The sequence below is a fragment of the Chroococcus sp. FPU101 genome (assembly GCF_017312365.1).
GTDB lineage: Bacteria > Cyanobacteriota > Cyanobacteriia > Cyanobacteriales > Microcystaceae > Chroococcus.
This window is the reverse complement of sequence record NZ_BLJI01000018.1, coordinates 1-18,069: the sequence shown is the minus strand read 5'-3', so window position 1 is coordinate 18,069 and position 18,069 is coordinate 1. Positions and strand designations below refer to the sequence as shown.

Sequence of the window (18,069 nt, the reverse complement as noted above, 5' to 3'; positions counted from 1 at the left end):
TTTAAGGGAATACCAAAGATGAATCCAACAGACTCGACTCATTCTAAAAATCATCAGCATCAGATCTATTCTCGTCCTTGGCAATTTAAGGATAATCAATTTTTTGGCTATCAGTTCAGGCTATTGACAGCAGTTACATTAGGAGTCATGACAGGGGTTTGTTGGTGGCTTTGGCAAAGCGAAACTAAATATATTGGTAAATTCTATCTTCTCTTAGCACCAATTCCTCAAAAATCAACAAATACGCTGGCTCAATATTCTGAAAATGAGCTAGAACTTTCTACTCAAACTGAATTATTGCAAAGTTCTCAACTTTTAAAGCCAATTTTAGCCCAATATCCCGATTTGGATGAGCAATCCAAAAATCCTTTAATTATTAAACGATTAGAACAGACACCAATTGTTGAAATTACCTTAGAGGATCAAGATCCATATAAAATTGAGCAAGTGTTAAAACAACTTGCTACAGCTTATCTTAGTTATAAAATCGAAGCTACTCAAACTCCAGATAACCAACAATCTGGATTAATTAAAAAAGAACTTTCTCAAATTAATCAACGTCTTTCACAATCTCAAAAACAATTAGATACTTTTCAATCTTCTTATAGTTTATATAATCCTGAGCAACAAACTAAACTGTTAGCTGAACAACTGGCTAAACTGGAAATGGAGTCTTATCAGACTAAAATTCAATTACAAGAAACGACGACTTTATATCAAACCCTAGAACAACAATTAAAGATGACTCCAGAACAAGCGATCGCATCTACTGATTTAAGTGAATCACCTTATTATCAAAATTTAGTCAAACAGCTACAAGAAGTCAAAATTGAACTAGCTCAAGAAACTACTATTTTTTTAGATGCTAGTCCCAATATTCAAGCTTTAAAAGAAAAACAAAAAAACTTACAAACTTTGATTGAAAAAGAAGAGGCAAAAATACTCAAAAATCAGCAGGGAGAAATCACCATTAATTCTAGTCCTAATGCTTTACGTCTTTCGCTCAATCAACAATATATTCAAGCAGCTAATCAAATACAAGTTCTACAAAGTCGTGAAGCAGTATTAAAAGAACAAATAGAAAACCTCAAAAGCCAAATCAAAAAAATACCTGTTCTAGCACATCAATATGCAGAATTACAACAAAAAATCAAGATAGAAAAAAAAAATCTTAACCAATATTTAGAATCACAAAATCAATTAAAAAATGAAACAACTCAATCACCTCCTTGGCAACTTTTATCATCACCACAACTTTCAAAAACAACCACAGTACCTACACCGCAAAAAAATTTAATTTTAGGTTTATTCGCGGGTTCATCATTAGGTTTAATCTTTTCTCTTTTGATAGAAAACTTGTTTACGCCATTGTTTAACAAGAAAAATTAACATTGAATTAATTTAATCACTAATTTATCTTCTAAAAGCTCACTACCTTAAACTCATTTACGATACATACACCCAGAAGTGCAAGTTTCATGAATTTCAACGGCATATAAACCAGGTAATTTAGAAGTCTCTAATTTTTCATAAATCCACTTCGCTAATGCTTCACTGGTTGGATTTTCTAAACCCGTTGTTTCATTCAAATAGTAATGATCTAAAAATTGCTCTAAAAGGGGTTGAATATATTTTTTGATTTCTCCATAATCAATAATCATCCCTTGCTGAGGGCCTTCGGTAATTAACTCATCACCTTTTACATAAATTCTTCCTACCCAACTATGTCCATGTAAACGACGACATTTGCCATCATGATGAGGTAATGTGTGTGCTGCCTCAAAGCGAAATTCTTTATAAATAATCCATTCGTGCATTGCTGAAAATAATCATTTTTCGGCTTGGTCGTATTTTTAGCCGATCACTATTTTAGCTTTTATTTCAATTAATGTTTAAAAACTATATAAGATTTAATCTAAAAATAAAAATTATTTAATTAAACGTGGATTTTAGATTGACCTACCTGAAGAACGCTATAATCTTCAATTATTATGTTTCAAGAATAAACTTAATTACTTTTCAAAAAAGGTCACCATGAATTCTTTACTAGAGCAAATTTATACAGTAGGACGTGTTGAAGACACTGAAGGTAATTTAATCGATCCTTTTCCCACCGCAACTCCCCTAGCAATCGGAAATTTTTTAAGAGAAACTATTCAAAAATATAATCTTAAAAATACTCTTGAAATTGGAATGGCTTATGGTTTATCTAGCTTATTTATCTGTCAAGCGCATCAGGATGCAGGTTCAGGCTATCATACAGCTATCGACCCTAAACAAACCGAAAAATGGAAATCTATTGGTTTACTTAATATTAAAAGAGCTAATCTAGAAAATAAATTAAGATTTTTTGAAGATCGTTCTGATAAAATTCTACCACAGTTATTTATACAAGGTGAAAAAATAGATTTTGCTTTCATTGATGGAAACCATTTATTTGATTATACTTTAGTTGATTTTTTTTACATTGATCATTTATTGTCTATAGGTGGTTATATTGCTTTTGATGACATTTGGATGCCTAGTGTTAGAAAAGTTGTATCTTTTGTTTTAAGAAATAGAAGCTATGAACTAATTCCAGTTAAAATAGAAACAAAAATTAGTACACAGTTAGGTATAATTACAAAAAGATTTCTTCAAAATCCATTTGAAATAAATGATTTAAAGGTCAAATTGATTCCTAATAATGTTTGTTTAGTTAAAAAAATATCTGATGATAAAAGACCGTGGGATTTTCATCGTTCATTTTAAAAAGTTAGAGATTTGAATCTCATTCATTAATGCTTGCTTTCTCTTTCGATTGATTGACACCCCAGTTGTGCATTACCTCAGTTAAAGGTTTTAAGCTTTCTCCCAATGCGGTGAGAGAATATTCAACTTTAGGGGGGATTTCTGGATAAACAGTACGATTGATAATGCCATCTAATTCTAATTCCCTTAATTGTTGGGTCAAGACTTTTTGGGTAACCCCTGATAATGCTCGTTGCAGTTCATTAAAGCGTTTCGTACCAAGAAATAATTCCTTTAAAATTAAAAGTTTCCAACGTCCATTAATCACTTTTAAAGCAATTTCAGCAGGACATTTAGACAGTATTGTGCTTTCGTTCTGAATAGTCATAGTATCTTTTAGGTAACTAACTTACTTGATAGTGCGTACTTACTATTTTAAAGAGAATTTGTTTAAATTGAAATAAGAGAAGATCAATGATTTTTGAGGACAAGAAGAATGATTACGGTTCGTAGAGCTAATGAAAGAGGTCATGCTGCTCATGGTTGGTTAGATAGTTATCATACATTCTCTTTTGCAAGTTATCAAGATCCTCAATTTATGGGGTTTAGAAGTTTGCGTGTTATTAACGAAGATCGAGTTATTCCAGGTGCGGGTTTTGGCACTCATGGACACAAAGATATGGAGATTATCACTTATGTTTTAGAAGGTGCTGTAGAACATAAAGACAGTATTGGAAATGGTTCAATTATTCAACCTGGAGAAGTGCAAAAAATGAGCGCGGGTACAGGAATTCTACACAGTGAATATAATCCCTCAGATACTGAAGCTGTCCATTTATTGCAAATTTGGATTATTCCAGAGCAAAAAGGAATTAAACCAAGTTATGAACAGCAAAAATTTAATCTCGAAGCTAATGCAGGAAAATTACAATTAATTGCTGCACCTGAAGGGAAAAATGGAGCAGTAACGCTACAACAAGATGTTAATCTCTATGCTGGAATGTTGCAAGAAGGCGATCGCATTTCCTACACTTTACCCGAAAATCGCCACGCTTGGTTACAAGTCGCTAGAGGTAAAGTCAGTCTCAATGGTACTTCTCTAGATGCGGGTGATGGAGTCGCTATTAGCGATGAATCAGAAATCAATCTGACAGCACAAAACAACGCAGAAATTTTGTTGTTTGATTTGAATTAATTATATTCGTAAGGGTTTGGTCACCAAACCCCTACCTTCAATAGACATTATAAACTTGGTTTAACCGATGAAAGCTGCAACGCCTGAAACTTTACAAACAGCACAATTAGCCTTTCAATATTTCGCTCATGCCTTAAAAACAGGTGAATGGGCTGCTTTTCTGGCAATGCTTTCAGAAGATTTTACTTTTTGGTTTCCTATTGGAGCTTATCAAGGCGAAAATGTTGGAAAAGATAAAGCGGTTGCATTTTTTCATTCTGTTACTAACCAAGTTTTTATTGGCGGTTTATCTCTTACTTTGATCAATGTGATGAGTAATGAAACAAGTGTTATTTTTGAGGTACGCTCTCAAGGGAAGATGTACGGGCATTCCTATCAAAATCAAGCTGCTATTGTTTTTGAGGTTCGAGGTGAGCAAATTTGTCGATATCGGGAATATTTAGGCGTTTTGTTCCGCATTGATTCATCTACGATTCCTGAATAGCTAACCTTGATAGTATCCTAACGACTTTATCCAGTCGCCATTGAGCCATATGGAAACGATTCAGGTCTTGGAGCAATCTTGTAAAAAATTAGAGCTTAATTTTTTGGGTCAGATATTGCTCTAACGCTTCTTTAACCACAAAGTAGCACTCACAGGCGGCATCTTCCATTCCTTCTCGATTAAGGATTGTAATCTTACCTCGGTCGGCACGGATTAATCCTGCTGATTGTAAAGTGCCAGTCACTAGGCTAACGGTTGGGCGACCTGCACCGATCATCTCAGCCAAGATTTCCCGTGTTAAGGAAAACTCAGATCTCTTGCTGTGATCTTGTGCGACTAATAACCACCGACAAAGCCGTTCCTCTACACTATGAAAACGATCGCATAAAGCAGATTGACTCAGTTGCACCATCTTTAAATAACTAAAAGCGGCTACTCTTTGCCGTAGAGTCTTAAATTGATCAAGAGCCGTCGTAAAATCTTCGCTCTTGAGTTTCAAGGCTCTGCCTGACATTTGAACTTCAGTTCGCCAAGGTGAAATGTCTTCACCGAGCAGTAGCGTTACTCCAGACAGACCTTCATTACTCGTTACTCCTATCTCAACAATTTCACCCATTTCGGTCGAATTTGTTAAAGACAGTAAGCAGGTAGTCGGAAAATAGACGCTTCTTATCTGTTCTCTGGCTTGATAAAGAATATCACTCTGTTGCAATTCAACTTCTGTTAGCTTGGGTTGCAGCCACTCGTACTCACTTGTCGGTAGCGAATCGAGAATCAAGTTTTTTGAAGCCATAGTACCCTAAAACTCTAAATTTATTTTTTTCACTCTGTTCGCTGACGAACTGACTTCTGTTATTTAAACTAAGTAAGCTAGTTACTGTTGGAAAAAGAATAGCGTCAATCTAATAATGGTTTCTTTTAGGAAAATCAGGATTCTATGCGTTAATGACTCAGAAGATGAGTCCGAGTTGTTCCCTTTTATGTTGACTCTAATGGGATGTGATGTAAAATCAGCACAATTAATGACAGATGCTTTGTCACTTCTTGATAAGAGTTTATTTGATTTATGCCTACTTAACATCTCTCTTGGGGATAGTACAGGCTTTGAATGGATCGAAAAAGTGCGGGCGATCGCTCCGTCAATTCCCCTAATTATTTGTTCAGATGATGACCGTGAATCGACCCGACAACAAGCTAGACAAGTCGGTATTCAAGCCTTTTTTACTAAACCAATTGATTTTAATTTGCTGATTACAGCAATTACTCAACCCAACAAATACTCTTATGTTTAGCTGATAAGATTAAAAAAAGGTAGCCCGAAGACTACCTAGCTAAATGATTAAATTAATTGAGTTTATGCGGTAACTGCTTTTTTCGCGCTGGATGAAAGTTCACCTTTAGCGTATTTAGCTGCAAAGTCATCTAAGCTAACTTGTTTGATCTTGCTTGCATTACCAGCCGCCCAGAACTCTTGATAACGATCAGCACAAACTTGCTTCATGTATTTGATCGAAGGCTTCATGAAGTGACGGGGGTCAAAGTTAGAAGGATCTTTGAAGGCTGCTTCACGAATTGCCGCCGTAATCGCTAAACGGTTGTCGGTGTCGATATTAACTTTACGAACACCACTCTTAATACCTTTTTGAATTTCTTCAACGGGTACACCGTAGGTTTCACGAATTTGACCGCCATATTGGTTGATCATTTCAAGCCACTCTTGGGGAACGGAAGAAGATCCGTGCATGACTAGGTGGGTATTCGGTAGACGACGGTGAATTTCTTCGATACGGCTAATGGCTAGGATCTCACCTGTCGGCTTACGGCTGAATTTGTAAGCACCGTGACTGGTTCCAATGGCTACGGCTAAAGCGTCTACTTGAGTCGCTTCTACGAATTCTACTGCTTGATCAGGATCAGTTAGAAGTTGCTCTTTAGTCAGTGTTCCTTCAAAACCGTGACCATCTTCTTTTTCACCACTCATGGTTTCGAGTGAACCTAAACAACCTAATTCACCTTCAACACTCGCGCCGACGGAATGAGCGACTTTAACGACTTCTGCGGTTACATTAACATTATATTCAAAACTAGCGGGAGTTTTGGCATCTGCTTCTAAGGAACCATCCATCATAACGCTGGTAAAACCGTTGCGGATCGCAGAATAACAGGTAGCAGGGCTGTTACCGTGATCTTGGTGCATCGCAATCGGAATATGGGGATAGGTTTCGGCAGCAGCTAAAATTAAGTGACGGAGGAAGTTTTCACCGGCGTAAGAACGTGCGCCACGAGAAGCTTGTAAAATAACAGGGCTGTCGGTTTCAGTAGCAGCCTGCATAATCGAAATAATTTGTTCTAGATTATTTACATTAAAAGCAGGAATTCCATAGTCATTTTCTGCCGCGTGATCCAATAGCAGCCGCATGGGTACGAGCGCCATAGATGTCCTCCTAAGACTTTTTGGGGTTTATTGGTTTGTGTACTGTTAAGAAAATTTATTCTCAAATAGGACTTTCAAAAGTCCTATTTGATAATCTTAAGATAGTTTTTACATTTTGTTGAGATGTTTTTGATTTAATTTCTAGAGCATTTTTTGTGATTTTTGTCAATAATTTAATATTCGATTCCAGGTTGAGCTTTAATTTTTTGCTCTCGAAAAGGATGTTTAATCAGTTTCATTTCCGTAACCAAGTCGGCAACTTCGATCAGTTCGGGGGGTGCGCCTCTACCTGTTAAGATTACGTGGGTTGATTCGGGTTTTTGAGCAAGTCCCGCTACAATCTCTTGAGCCTCTAAATATCCGAGTTTAAGCGCGACATTGATTTCGTCGAGCAGAATCAGTTGATATTCGGGGTTTTTGATGTAAGATAAGCCTTTTTGCCATGCTTCTTGTGCTTTCTGGATGTCTCGGTCTCGATCTTGGGTTTCCCACGTAAAGCCTTCTCCCATCGCCTGAAATTCCAATTGTTCTGACCATTGGCTTAGAATTGCTTTTTCGGCGGGTTCCCATGCTCCTTTAATAAATTGTACGATCGCACACTTAAATCCGTGTCCCAGGGAGCGGACAACCATCCCTAACGCGGCGGTGGTTTTTCCTTTACCGTCACCTGTATGAACAATAATTAAGCCCTGAGAATGCGATCGCTCATTCAAACGCTGTTCTTGAATTTCCTTGCGTCGCTGCATTTTTTCTTTGTATTGTTCTGGAGTGAGTTGAGACATAAAGCAATAAAAAACGGTAGCCTTTACTAGACTACCGCGTTTTTCTACTCTCTTTTAACTCTAACTAGCTACGATATATTCTTTCACATTAGAACGCCGTCTGCGTAATTGACTAAGGGCTTGGTGTTCTAACTGGCGGACTCTTTCGCGGCTAATGTTCATCTGTTGTCCGATTTTGGCTAAAGATAGTTCTTTGCCATCTCGTAAACCAAATCGTAAGGACAAGACTTCACGCTGTTGAGGGGTTAATTCTGCTAACAGGTTCTCAATATCTTGTTTCATCATCTCATGAGTGATGAAGTGATCGGGAGAAACGCCTTCATCTTCTAGCAGTTCCGATAACTCAGTATCTTGGTTATCACCGACTCGGACATCTAATGAAATCGGTTGACGAGCAATGCTTAAGAATTCTCGAATTTGAGAGGGTTCTAAGTCTAAAGCTTGAGCAATTTCGCTAGGTGTGGCACTGCGTCCTAATTTTTGGGCTAATTCTCGCTGTGTTTTTTTGATTTTGTTCAGTTTTTCGGTGATGTGAATTGGAAGACGAATCGCCCGCGCTTGTTGTGCGATCGCACGAGTAATCGCTTGACGAATCCACCAATAGGCATAGGTGGAGAATTTATAACCTTTAGTCGGGTCAAATTTTTCGACTCCCCGTTCTAATCCTAAACTACCTTCTTGGATCAGGTCTAAGAATTCCATGTTGCGCTTTTGATATTTCTTAGCAATGGCTACAACTAAGCGCAAGTTAGCCTCGATCATTTTTCGTTTGGCACGATTTCCTAGGTGGATGGCTTTGTTAAGTTCATCTTCACTCATAAGAACAGATTCCGCCCACTCGGTTTGGTTGGGTTCTTTTCCGAGTTTTGTCGTTAGTTCTTCTTTTTTCTCTAACAGGCTCATCATCTTTTGAACTTGCTTGCCATACACGATTTCTTGCTCATGAGTTAGCAAGGGGACTTTCCCAATTTCATGCAGATAGGTACGCACCATATCGGCAGAAAGGGTCGGATTGGCTTGTTTCGGGTTGAGTTTGGCAGTGGGCATCTTTGTAGTTGTGACTCCTTCAAACACGCAGAAGATCTGTCGTTATCCTTAATTTTTCTCAAGCTCTAAACAGTACTGTACTATCGCATTGAGAAAAATCTGAATTAATACGAAGCCATTATGAGTTTGACTTATTCCAGACTAACTTATAACTTTAGACGTTGGCAAGGATCGAAAGGTTCACAATAGTTTAATTTTTGCTATGATAGTTAGTTACCTTTTTAAAGGTTACTTCTATCATCTCTGATTTTGGCTAGTAATAAAAGAGCAATGTCTATGGAGATTACCGAACTCGGAGGGGGGAAACTTCGACACTTAGGAGTGGAAACTGCGATAAGCCTCTTTCATCAATTACCCCTAAGCCTTAAACTAAAATTTACAAGCTATCTATTGAAAAGAGATCATAAATAAGCTGTGCGAAAAAATATTATTGCTGGTAACTGGAAAATGCACAAAACTCAGGCAGATGCGCTAGAGTTCCTGCAACTATTTAAGTCGAAACTAGAAGAAATAGACGACACGAGAGAAATTGTTTTATGTGCGCCGTTTACGTGCCTTTCGATGATGTCTCAACTTTTACATGGTAGTCAGATTCGCTTAGGGGCGCAGAATATTCACTGGGAAAAACAAGGAGCCTATACAGGAGAAATTTCGGGTGCTATGCTGACCGAATTGGGTGTCCATTATGTGATTGTCGGACATAGTGAGCGTCGTCAGTATTTTAGTGAAACGGATGAAACGGCTAATTTACGTCTGTTATCGGCACAAAGATCGGGTTTAACACCGATTCTCTGTGTTGGTGAATCAAAAGGACAACGAAATGCAGGCGAAACCGAATCCGTGATTATTAATCAAATTAAACGCGGGATGGTCGATGTTGACCAAAATAATATTGTAATTGCCTACGAACCAATTTGGGCAATCGGAACTGGGGCAACTTGTGAATCATCGGAAGCTAACCGAGTTGTGGGTTTAATCCGTCAACAATTGGATAATAAAGATATATCGATTCAATATGGTGGTTCTGTCAAAGCTGATAATATTGATGAGTTAATGCAGCAGCCCGAAATTGATGGCGTTTTGGTTGGTGGTGCTAGTTTAGATCCCGCAGGATTCGCTCGTATTGCTAATTTTAAGTAGTTGGTAGAGACGCGATCTAACGCGTCTTTACTTAGATCTTTCGTCCTAAAATCACTAAATCTCTTAAATTATCGCTCATTAACGCAACTTCTGGAAGATAGCCCCAAGATTCAAAGCCAAAATTTTTAAATAACTTCAAACTCGGCAAGTTGTGAGCAAAGATAAAACAAACCAACGCTGTTAAATTCAATGTAGAACAGCTTTCTAACATATATTTTACTAATTGTTTCCCAATTCCTCGACCTTGATAGTTAGAATCGATATAAACACTCACTTCAGCCGTTTTCGCATAAGCCGCCCTGCCGTAAAATTGTTGTAAACTTAGCCACCCTACTACCTGTTGATCTAATTGGGCAACCCAAATAGGATAGGAAGATGAACTATGTTGCTTAAACCACGCCAGACGACTTTCAACGGATATCGGTTCTAAATCTCCCGTTGCTTGTTGCCCTGGAATGGCTGCATTATAAATTTCGATGATGGTTGACAAATCACTAATCAGAGCGTCACGAATAATAATCAATGTCATGCGAATATAGATCAGTATTATTGTTCAATGCCTTCCTGCTGATGGGTGATTTAATTAGGCTAAAAGTTTAATCAATCCGTAGGAAGTTAATACCCATCAAACATTAATAAGATAAAAAGGCGAAGCAAGCAAGGATTCGTTCACACGATGGCTAACTCTCTCTGGACTGGAGGGAGTTTTTATTATTTTAGAAAACATGACCACAAAAATTAAAAATCATTCTAAAAAATCTTACATCGCCTAGTTCAAAAGTGTCAGAATATGCTTGTAAGAGTGATTACTCATGAAATCTAGGGGATAATATGGATACTGTTGGGATCGACTCTCTTGATCACTTTACAATCGTTAATACAATTATTAGCTTATTACTCGGTATTAGCCTTAGTACGGCTAGTGGCTTTCGCGTCTTTGTCCCTTTATTAATTATGAGTATCGCCGCAGGAACGGGATTTTTGGATTTACCGACTAATTTTGATTGGGTAGGTAGCAATGAATCTCTGATTGTGTTTGCGGTGGCGAGTTTACTCGAAGTTGGGGCTTACTATATTCCTGTACTAGATAATATTCTAGATACGATCGCAACTCCTCTAGCGGCGGCTGTCGGTGCGTTTATTACCGCGTCTACAGTTCCTCCTGATATGAGTCCTCTAGTACAGTGGACACTGGCTATTATCGCAGGTGGCGGCTCGGCGGGACTGATTAAAAGTCTAACGAGTATCTTTCGTGTGGGTTCGACGACTGCTACTGGTGGTCTAGCGAATCCGATTTTTGCTACTCTGGAATTAATTTCATCGATCGCACTATCGATTTTAGCGATCGTTCTCCCAATTCTAGCGGGTTTTATCGTTCTTGGATTATTGATTTTTGGTGGTTTTAAAGTACGGCGATTTATTTTTAAGCGAAAGGTAGATTCAACTACGCCATCAACTTAAGCATCAGGTGGGTATGCTTTCAACCCACCTTTTTACTTACCATTCTTGATACAGTTTTTCAGCATAAAACATAATTTCTTCATTAGGTAAGCGGATTTTGGGTATTGAGCGTTTGTAAGATTTTTCTATCGCGTTGGTATCTTGGCGTATGATTTCATCAGCCGCTTTTAAGACTGATTTTTTTAAAAAACTTCCGATTATTGTATTTTTAAAGCGTCCAAAGAGCATGACAAATGTTTTTGTTTGTGCTTCGGTTTCGGGGTAAAGGGCGTGAATTTGAATAATTTGACCGATTGGAATTTGAGCGATAAAAGAAGTTAAACATGGAAAAGCATATTCAAACTGATTCGTAAATTTCTTAGGAATAATTAGTAAAGCGGGATTATTGATGATTTCTTGCAGGGTATTCTCATCTCTAGTAATGGTTTGAGAGAGTTTGGTTGTGTACCCTTGTTCTTCATAGTCACTCACTGCAACGTCTTTAATCTTAAAGCTTTCTCGATGGGTGCCATTTTGATGATTGTAGTCATAATTAATCAATAAATTACTTAAAAAATCGCCTTTAATACTTTTAATCCCTGCTACTCCAATAAACTCAAATCCTTTGGTGATACGAGTTAGCAGACTGGAAATCGGAATTTTTGCTGCTAGGCCGTTATACGTCCAGATATAATCATCAATAACAGTTAATTCGAGTGGTTCTGTGATCGCTTGTGTGCTAAAGTTCCCATTTTGATACAATCGTCCTTGTCCATCAAATTCTATCGCATGAAAAGGACAGGTAATGGTATTTCTCTCTTGGCAAATCCAACCATCGGCTAAAGATGCTTGCAGATGTGGACAAATATTATTAAGTGCAGAGATCTCACCATTAGAATTCTGCCACAAAACATAATCTTGACCATTCAGTGTAACTTTATATGGCTGATTGATGCCCAACATCGATCGATGAGCAATTAACCAAGGCGCACCTGATAAAATAGGCAGCATGGCTCTCCTGTTTAAATTGTTAAAAAGCTTTTTAGTGATTCAATAGATGACAAATGCGTCATGTTTATAAAAATACGACAACTTATTCATATTTGTCAAGCAAAATTTTATGGCTCAAGTCAAAACGATGCGACGCTTACCCAAACAGCAACGAGGTAAGCAAAGAGTCGAAAAAATTCTCGATGCGGCGGCTACAGTATTTTCTGAAGTGGGTTATGAGGCAGCAACAACTCATCTAATTGCAGCGCGGGCAGATACAGCCGTCGGTTCAGTGTATCAATTTTTTCCTGATAAAGCGGCAATTTTCAAAGCTTTAGAGATTCGCCATGTCGAACGAGTACGGGCAATGTGGGCTAGAGTCGATACACCTGCCATTATTGAACTGCCCCTCAGACAGATGATTCAAAAGCTGATCGCGGCTGTTACTCAGTTATTTGAAAATCCAATTTCGCGAGTGGTTTTTATTCAGTTTTACACCGCTCCCGAAATCTTCCAAGCTATTGATGAAAGCTTTACCCAGGAAGCCATTAACTTTACAGCCCATCTCCTCAAACAAAAGAATGCTGAATTAAGTAACGAGCAATGTCATTTATTAGGAGAAGTATGCGTACATTGTAGCAATACGCTGATTTTAGTCGCATTACGCAGTAACCAAGAGCATAGCCAGCAATTAAGCCTACAAATTGAGGATTTGTTAGTCGCTTATCTCAATCCTTATTTTGAAGTTCAAGTAATGAAAGTAATGAAATGTCCTCATTGTCATTCTGAACAACTTTCAAAGAATGGTCATCGACACGGAAAACAGCGTTATTTGTGTAAGGAGTGTGGTAAACAATTTGCAGAGACGTTGGCATTGTATGAGTAACAAGGGCTTGATAACCAAGCCCCTAACTTCAAACTAAATCGGGAAAGACTTCTTGTACGGCAGGATGGACTAAACGGTAATTCATTACATTTAAACCACCATGCAAAGAACGATCGTAATCTAACGCTTTAATCCCATTGTTGGCTAATTTTACCGCATAGGGTAGTGTACTATTATTAAGTGCTTGGGTTGCTGTCCAAGGAACTGCCCCAGGCATATTCGGAACGCCAAAGTGTACTACTCCCTCCTCAATGTAAGTCGGGTTGCTGTGAGACGTAGGATGTAAGGTTTCAACACAACCCCCTTGATCAACTGCAACATCAATAATTACAGCACCAGGGCGCATTTTTTGGACTAACTGACGAGTGACTAAAATGGGGGCGCGTCTTCCCATGACTAAAACCGCACCGATCAGAAGATCCGCATCAACGACGGCGGCTTCAATTTGATCCGCATTGCTATAGAGAAGTTCCACACGAGAACCAAATAATGTTTCTAGATAAGCCAATCGATCTACATTCACATCTAGAATTTTAACGTGCGCTCCCATCCCGATCGCCATTCGTGCCGCTTCTGTTCCGACGACACCACCTCCTAGAATTACCACTTGTCCCTGACGTACCCCTGGAAAACCGCCCAAGAGTACCCCGCGCCCACCTTGTTGTTTTTCGAGGTATCTCGCCCCAAATTGTACCGATAAGCGTCCTGCAATGATACTCATCGGAGTCAGTAGGGGAAGTCTGCCATCAGGAAGTGCTACGGTTTCATAGGCGATCGCAGTTACGCCCGATTGGATTAATTGTTCGGTTAAAACCCGATCTGCCGCCAAATGAAGATATGTAAAAAGTAGTTGACCTTTTTGAATCAATATGTACTCATCTGGCAAAGGCTCTTTAACTTTAATTACTAATTCTTGATGCCAAACTTCCTTTGCACTATTAACAATTTTGGCCCCTGCGTTGAGATAATCTTGATCGCTAAAGCCTGATCCTAATCCAGCTTGAGTTTCAACATACAGATTGTGACCATATTCTCGTAATACTCTAACGCTACTGGGGGTGAGTCCAACGCGAAATTCTTGATCTTTGATTTCTTTAGGAACACCGATATCCATCTAATTCCTCATTAAAGCTTCTAACTCTACTCTATTACTTCTGCCTAGATAATGGCATCAACCATTTTTTGAGCTAAATGATTTGTCTTTTCAACTAATGTTTCTAGCTCAACTGTCGTTAATTGTCCTTGATCAACGATTTTTTTGCCATGTATAAAACTGTAATCAACTCGATCCACTTGACAGAACACTAAAGCGGCTACAGGATCGTGTAAAGCACCTGCTAGTTGAGGACGATCTAAATTAATTGCAATAAAATCAGCAGCCATTCCCTTAAGAAGTGAACCAATATCATCGCGTCCTAACACTTTAGCACCTCCTAGAGTCGCCATTTCTAAAGCTTCTCGCGCTGTCATTGCCCCTACTTCGCATTCTCTTACACGTGCCAACAGAAACGCCATTCTGACTTCTTGAAGGAGATTTCCACTATCATTTGAAGCCGAACCATCCACCCCAATACTAACAGGAACACCTAGATCTAACATCCGACGAATGGGTGCAATACCACTGGCTAAACGCATATTACTACAGGGACAATGGGCAACACCTGTACCCGTTTGCGCGAATTTTTGAAGCGCTGTCTCACTTAATTGTACACAGTGAGCGTGCCAGACATCCTCACCCAACCATCCCACAGACTCCGCATAATCTTCGGGAGTCATGCCAAAGTTTTCCAGACTATAGGTAATATCGGATTGATTTTCAGCTAAATGACTATGCAATCTAACTTTAGAATAACTACGGGCTAAAATTGCTGATTCTTTCATTAAATCAGTAGACACCGAAAAAGGTGAACAGGGTGCCAGTACCAGACGTAACATCGAATAACGATCGCGATCGTGATATTGTTCAATTAATCTCTGGCTATCTTTTAAAATATCGGCTTCTTTTTCGACTACGCTATCAGGTGGCAAACCTCCTAAACTTGTCCCCACACTCATACTACCTCGACAGGGATGAAACCGTACTCCCATCTCTTGCGCGGCTTGAATTTGATCATCTAGTCTACAGTTATTAGGATAGATATAAAGATGATCGCTGGCTGTCGTGCAACCCGATAAGATTAATTCAGCGAGTGCCATTTTTGTACTTACATAGACGGCATCTGCTGTAAGATTTGCCCAAATGGGATATAGAGTTTTTAACCAATTAAACAATGTACAGTTTTGTGCTGCGGGAATAACTCTAGTCAGGGTTTGATAAAAATGGTGATGAGTATTCACCAATCCTGGTAAAACGATATATTGATTGTGTAAATCTAATATTTCATCGGCAGTTTGTGGCAATTCTTCGGTTGTACCGACTTGCTCTATGAGATGATCTCTAATGTATAAAGCACCCTGTGTGATTTCTCTGCGGTTAGCATCCATTGTCACGAGGGTATGAATATTTTTGACCAGTAAAGTAGCCATTGGTTCTTTTTTTAATCAATCAAGCTAGTTCAGCTTATCCTTTAACCTTCTTTAGAAATTGTGGACTACTATACTGTTTTTCTTTCAAAAAAAGGTGAGCATTGCCCACCCTAGTTTTATGATAAGACTCTTAGAATACTGCTTCCTGGGAGAAACCAAAATTTTTTGTTAGCATTCGGAAGATGTTTGTAAGATTCTTCGATCCATTTGATCGCATCATCTTCAGTATTAAAAGTTCCAGTCCGATTGGTTCTATAGTTATAGACGTGCCATTGCAGATTACGTTCTGCATCTAAAGATGTCCAAACACGAATTTCTGAATCATCAAAGAAAATCTTGCCTAGATAAGTGACAACATCTTGATACAAAACGCGAAGTCCTGTAATTAAAGACCATTTATGTTGATGACTGTTTTTCTGTGGATTAAACAGCATAGCTTTTAACTCCTGTTGCTAAAGATGCCAATTGCCTAAAGACGCATCTTTATCTCACTAATGAAATCCTCTTGCTTGGCTACGCTCGATGTAGCCCAGTAGTTAATCATTTCGTTTACATTTATACTTTATCTTTTTTAACAAATGATTAACCTCACCCATTTAGGTGATTTTAATAAAATGGTTGTAAATCATACAGATAAATCTCCCTAGAATGCTAGAGAGATTATCTTATTGTTTAATCAGTAGATGCAGAAAACCCTTATTAAACCGTTACAAAATCATTAGCCGTCAAAGTAGAAGTAATCACATTCGTCAGTGTTGCTAGGGTTTGACTTCCGAATAGAATATTACTATTTGAGAAAGTCAAATTACTGAACTGTAAACCATCTGCTAGACCAATTTTGTCACTTTGAGTAATACTAAAATCAGTAATCGTATCTATGCCCTCACTAATAGCAAGTACAAAAATATCACTATCGGCACCACCCGTTAATCGATCGCTTCCTAAACCTCCTCGAAGAGTATCATTACCGTTTTGTCCAGCAAGTTGATCATTTCCTCTCATGCCAAGAATTAGATCATTTCCATTGCCACCACTAATACCATCAATTCCAACGCCACCATTAAAGGTATCATTACCTCCACCAAGATCAACAACAGAGTTACCGTAACTACCTAAAAGGGTTACTGTATCATTGCCATCTAAAGCACTAGCAATGGGTTCATCTCCTTTTAGATTCAGGAAAAAGTTACTTTTATTCATGGTGACGGTAATCACATCATCGCCATAACCACCAGTAATTTTGCCATCAGAACGAGGACTGGTGCCACCCCAATTACTAGCAAAAGTAACATTAATGATATCGTTTCCAGAACCACCGTGAGCCGCATTAATCCCATCGAGATCAGTAATTTGATCATCACCACTGCCAGCAAAAATACGATCGTTTGCACCATTACCACCGTTTAGCGTATCATTGCCGCCTTTTCCATCGATCGCATCATCACCGCCATTTCCATTTAAGATATTAGGGCAAGCAGTTCCTGTAAGCGGAATCGTATTACCTTGATCATTATCATCGTAATTATAAGGATTAACGGTAAGATTGACCGTCGCTAAGTTGCTGGTGGCATTTTGGTTATCTTTAACCGTGTAAGTAAAGCTGTCTGAACCACAGTAATCAAGATTAGCGGTGTAGGTAAATGTTCCATCTCCATTATCGGTCAGGGTTCCATGACTGGGGTTGGTAAAGCTATTGATCGATAAAGTATCACCAATATCGGGATCTAAATCGTTGCTTAATGCAGAAATGATGATGGATTGTCCTTCTGTCACACTTCCTGTATCGTCGGTTGCAACAGGTACATCATTGACAGCATTTACTGTAATACTAACGGTTGCGCTACTGGTGCCACCTAACCCATCGCTAATTTGATAAGTAAACGAGTCTGTGCCGTTAAAGTTCGCATTTGGTGTGTAAGTTAAAGTATCATCGGCTAGATTGGATGGTGTTCCGTTATCATTACGTGTCACCGTACCGTTAGCACCAGAGGTAAAACTGGTGAGGTTACGGGGGTTACCATCAACATCGGTATCATTAGCTAAAACCGCAATGGTTACAGCAGTATCTTCATTAGTGGTCGCACTATCGTTATTGGCGACAGGTGCATCATTAACTGGAGAGACCGTAATATTAACAGTTGCGCTACTGGTGCCACCTAACCCATCGCTAATTTGATAAGTAAACGAGTCTGTCCCGTTAAAGTTAGCATTTGGTGTGTAAGTTAAAGTATCATCGGCTAAATTTGATGGTGTGCCGTTATCATTACGTGTCACCGTACCGTTAGCACCAGAGGTAAAACTGGTGAGGTTACGGGGGTTACCATCAACATCGGTATCATTAGCTAAAACCGCAATGGTTACAGCAGTATCTTCATTAGTGGTCGCACTATCGTTATTGGCGACAGGTGCATCATT

19 protein-coding genes and 2 pseudogenes are annotated in these 18,069 nt (G+C 38.7%); 9 read left to right on the top strand and 12 right to left on the bottom strand.

Features of this window, described 5'->3' with window-relative positions; all coding sequences use genetic code 11:
• Positions 1–18 precede the first annotated feature (18 nt).
• Positions 19–1,389 carry a hypothetical protein gene (locus CFPU101_RS15450; protein WP_206816233.1) on the top strand — a complete coding sequence of 457 codons (1,371 nt, stop codon included), beginning with the start codon at positions 19–21 and terminating at the stop codon, positions 1,387–1,389.
• A gap of 53 nt (positions 1,390–1,442) precedes the next feature.
• Here CFPU101_RS15450 and queD read toward each other — a convergent pair whose 3' ends face one another.
• A complete protein-coding gene (gene queD / locus CFPU101_RS15445) occupies positions 1,443–1,817 on the bottom strand; it encodes a 6-carboxytetrahydropterin synthase QueD (protein WP_206816232.1) in 375 nt (124 codons plus the stop codon).
• 217 nt (positions 1,818–2,034) lie between these two features.
• On the opposite strand from queD, the gene CFPU101_RS15440 reads away from it, so the two are divergent.
• Positions 2,035–2,751 carry a class I SAM-dependent methyltransferase gene (locus CFPU101_RS15440; RefSeq protein WP_206816231.1) on the top strand — a complete coding sequence of 239 codons (717 nt, stop codon included), beginning with the start codon at positions 2,035–2,037 and terminating at the stop codon, positions 2,749–2,751.
• A 19-nt stretch (positions 2,752–2,770) separates the two neighbouring features.
• Here the strand turns inward: CFPU101_RS15440 and CFPU101_RS15435 are convergent, their stop codons facing one another.
• Positions 2,771–3,118: a helix-turn-helix domain-containing protein gene (locus CFPU101_RS15435; RefSeq protein WP_206816230.1), complete on the bottom strand. Its 348-nt coding sequence runs from the start codon at positions 3,116–3,118 to the stop codon at positions 2,771–2,773.
• A gap of 108 nt (positions 3,119–3,226) precedes the next feature.
• Here CFPU101_RS15435 and CFPU101_RS15430 point away from each other — a divergent pair, with 108 nt between their 5' ends.
• Entirely contained in the window at positions 3,227–3,925 is a 699-nt protein-coding gene (locus tag CFPU101_RS15430) for a pirin family protein (RefSeq protein WP_206816229.1), read from the top strand.
• Between the two features lie 67 nt (positions 3,926–3,992).
• Complete coding sequence (locus CFPU101_RS15425) at positions 3,993–4,409, top strand: nuclear transport factor 2 family protein (protein ID WP_206816228.1); 417 nt, start codon at positions 3,993–3,995, stop codon at positions 4,407–4,409.
• Between the two features lie 88 nt (positions 4,410–4,497).
• Here the strand turns inward: CFPU101_RS15425 and CFPU101_RS15420 are convergent, their stop codons facing one another.
• Positions 4,498–5,202, bottom strand: a complete 705-nt coding sequence (locus CFPU101_RS15420) for a Crp/Fnr family transcriptional regulator (protein WP_206816227.1) — start codon at positions 5,200–5,202, stop codon at positions 4,498–4,500.
• Between the two features lie 115 nt (positions 5,203–5,317).
• Between CFPU101_RS15420 and CFPU101_RS15415 the strand changes: the two genes are divergently transcribed.
• Entirely contained in the window at positions 5,318–5,701 is a 384-nt protein-coding gene (locus tag CFPU101_RS15415; protein WP_206816226.1) for a response regulator, read from the top strand.
• Between the two features lie 62 nt (positions 5,702–5,763).
• Here CFPU101_RS15415 and fba read toward each other — a convergent pair whose 3' ends face one another.
• The 3 genes from fba to CFPU101_RS15400 all read right to left on the bottom strand — a co-directional run bounded on the left by fba (position 5,764) and on the right by CFPU101_RS15400 (position 8,672).
• Complete coding sequence (gene fba, locus CFPU101_RS15410) at positions 5,764–6,843, bottom strand: class II fructose-bisphosphate aldolase (RefSeq protein WP_206816225.1); 1,080 nt, start codon at positions 6,841–6,843, stop codon at positions 5,764–5,766.
• Between the two features lie 173 nt (positions 6,844–7,016).
• Positions 7,017–7,625 (bottom strand): cob(I)yrinic acid a,c-diamide adenosyltransferase, encoded by a 609-nt coding sequence (cobO, locus tag CFPU101_RS15405; RefSeq protein WP_206816224.1) that lies wholly within the window; start codon positions 7,623–7,625, stop codon positions 7,017–7,019.
• 60 nt (positions 7,626–7,685) lie between these two features.
• Complete coding sequence (locus CFPU101_RS15400; RefSeq protein ID WP_206816223.1) at positions 7,686–8,672, bottom strand: RNA polymerase sigma factor, RpoD/SigA family; 987 nt, start codon at positions 8,670–8,672, stop codon at positions 7,686–7,688.
• A 414-nt stretch (positions 8,673–9,086) separates the two neighbouring features.
• Between CFPU101_RS15400 and tpiA the strand changes: the two genes are divergently transcribed.
• On the top strand, positions 9,087–9,812 hold the full coding sequence (gene tpiA / locus CFPU101_RS15395) for a triose-phosphate isomerase (protein ID WP_206816222.1): 726 nt from the start codon (positions 9,087–9,089) through the stop codon (positions 9,810–9,812).
• Between the two features lie 31 nt (positions 9,813–9,843).
• On the opposite strand, the gene CFPU101_RS15390 is transcribed toward tpiA, so the two are convergent.
• Entirely contained in the window at positions 9,844–10,332 is a 489-nt protein-coding gene (locus tag CFPU101_RS15390) for a GNAT family N-acetyltransferase (RefSeq protein WP_206816296.1), read from the bottom strand.
• A gap of 311 nt (positions 10,333–10,643) precedes the next feature.
• Here CFPU101_RS15390 and CFPU101_RS15385 point away from each other — a divergent pair, with 311 nt between their 5' ends.
• Positions 10,644–11,273, top strand: coding sequence for a DUF4126 domain-containing protein (locus tag CFPU101_RS15385; protein WP_206816221.1), 630 nt, complete (start codon positions 10,644–10,646; stop codon positions 11,271–11,273).
• Between the two features lie 36 nt (positions 11,274–11,309).
• Here CFPU101_RS15385 and CFPU101_RS15380 read toward each other — a convergent pair whose 3' ends face one another.
• The gene (locus tag CFPU101_RS15380) at positions 11,310–12,263 is read right to left on the bottom strand and encodes a Rieske (2Fe-2S) protein (protein ID WP_206816220.1); all 954 of its coding nucleotides are present in this window, start codon (positions 12,261–12,263) and stop codon (positions 11,310–11,312) included.
• 109 nt (positions 12,264–12,372) lie between these two features.
• On the opposite strand from CFPU101_RS15380, the pseudogene CFPU101_RS15375 reads away from it, so the two are divergent.
• Together CFPU101_RS15375 and CFPU101_RS25660 are read left to right on the top strand one after the other, a co-directional pair.
• Positions 12,373–12,960: pseudogene (locus tag CFPU101_RS15375) on the top strand (TetR/AcrR family transcriptional regulator); the annotation flags it as partial.
• A gap of 45 nt (positions 12,961–13,005) precedes the next feature.
• Positions 13,006–13,107, top strand: a pseudogene (locus CFPU101_RS25660) (IS1 family transposase); the annotation flags it as partial.
• 49 nt (positions 13,108–13,156) lie between these two features.
• Here CFPU101_RS25660 and ald read toward each other — a convergent pair.
• The 4 genes from ald to CFPU101_RS15355 form a co-directional block, all read right to left on the bottom strand.
• Entirely contained in the window at positions 13,157–14,242 is a 1,086-nt protein-coding gene (ald, locus tag CFPU101_RS15370) for an alanine dehydrogenase (protein ID WP_206816218.1), read from the bottom strand.
• A gap of 44 nt (positions 14,243–14,286) precedes the next feature.
• The gene (locus tag CFPU101_RS15365) at positions 14,287–15,654 is read right to left on the bottom strand and encodes an 8-oxoguanine deaminase (protein ID WP_206816217.1); all 1,368 of its coding nucleotides are present in this window, start codon (positions 15,652–15,654) and stop codon (positions 14,287–14,289) included.
• A gap of 116 nt (positions 15,655–15,770) precedes the next feature.
• On the bottom strand, positions 15,771–16,088 hold the full coding sequence (locus CFPU101_RS15360) for a hypothetical protein (protein ID WP_206816216.1): 318 nt from the start codon (positions 16,086–16,088) through the stop codon (positions 15,771–15,773).
• 265 nt (positions 16,089–16,353) lie between these two features.
• Positions 16,354–18,069, bottom strand: a 1,716-nt coding sequence (locus CFPU101_RS15355) for an Ig-like domain-containing protein (RefSeq protein WP_206816215.1), incomplete at its 5' end; no start/stop codon positions are given.

Bases quoted from the DNA above. Each gene is read 5' to 3' on its own strand.
- CFPU101_RS15450 (WP_206816233.1), top strand. From the start codon at position 19: ATGAATCCAACAGACTCGACTCATTCTAAAAATCATCAGCATCAGATC.
- queD (WP_206816232.1), bottom strand. From the start codon at position 1,817: ATGCACGAATGGATTATTTATAAAGAATTTCGCTTTGAGGCAGCACAC.
- CFPU101_RS15440 (WP_206816231.1), top strand. From the start codon at position 2,035: ATGAATTCTTTACTAGAGCAAATTTATACAGTAGGACGTGTTGAAGAC.
- CFPU101_RS15435 (WP_206816230.1), bottom strand. From the start codon at position 3,118: ATGACTATTCAGAACGAAAGCACAATACTGTCTAAATGTCCTGCTGAA.
- CFPU101_RS15430 (WP_206816229.1), top strand. From the start codon at position 3,227: ATGATTACGGTTCGTAGAGCTAATGAAAGAGGTCATGCTGCTCATGGT.
- CFPU101_RS15425 (WP_206816228.1), top strand. From the start codon at position 3,993: ATGAAAGCTGCAACGCCTGAAACTTTACAAACAGCACAATTAGCCTTT.
- CFPU101_RS15420 (WP_206816227.1), bottom strand. From the start codon at position 5,202: ATGGCTTCAAAAAACTTGATTCTCGATTCGCTACCGACAAGTGAGTAC.
- CFPU101_RS15415 (WP_206816226.1), top strand. From the start codon at position 5,318: ATGGTTTCTTTTAGGAAAATCAGGATTCTATGCGTTAATGACTCAGAA.
- fba (WP_206816225.1), bottom strand. From the start codon at position 6,843: ATGGCGCTCGTACCCATGCGGCTGCTATTGGATCACGCGGCAGAAAAT.
- cobO (WP_206816224.1), bottom strand. From the start codon at position 7,625: ATGTCTCAACTCACTCCAGAACAATACAAAGAAAAAATGCAGCGACGC.
- CFPU101_RS15400 (WP_206816223.1), bottom strand. From the start codon at position 8,672: ATGCCCACTGCCAAACTCAACCCGAAACAAGCCAATCCGACCCTTTCT.
- CFPU101_RS15385 (WP_206816221.1), top strand. From the start codon at position 10,644: ATGGATACTGTTGGGATCGACTCTCTTGATCACTTTACAATCGTTAAT.
- CFPU101_RS15380 (WP_206816220.1), bottom strand. From the start codon at position 12,263: ATGCTGCCTATTTTATCAGGTGCGCCTTGGTTAATTGCTCATCGATCG.
- ald (WP_206816218.1), bottom strand. From the start codon at position 14,242: ATGGATATCGGTGTTCCTAAAGAAATCAAAGATCAAGAATTTCGCGTT.
- CFPU101_RS15365 (WP_206816217.1), bottom strand. From the start codon at position 15,654: ATGGCTACTTTACTGGTCAAAAATATTCATACCCTCGTGACAATGGAT.
- CFPU101_RS15360 (WP_206816216.1), bottom strand. From the start codon at position 16,088: ATGCTGTTTAATCCACAGAAAAACAGTCATCAACATAAATGGTCTTTA.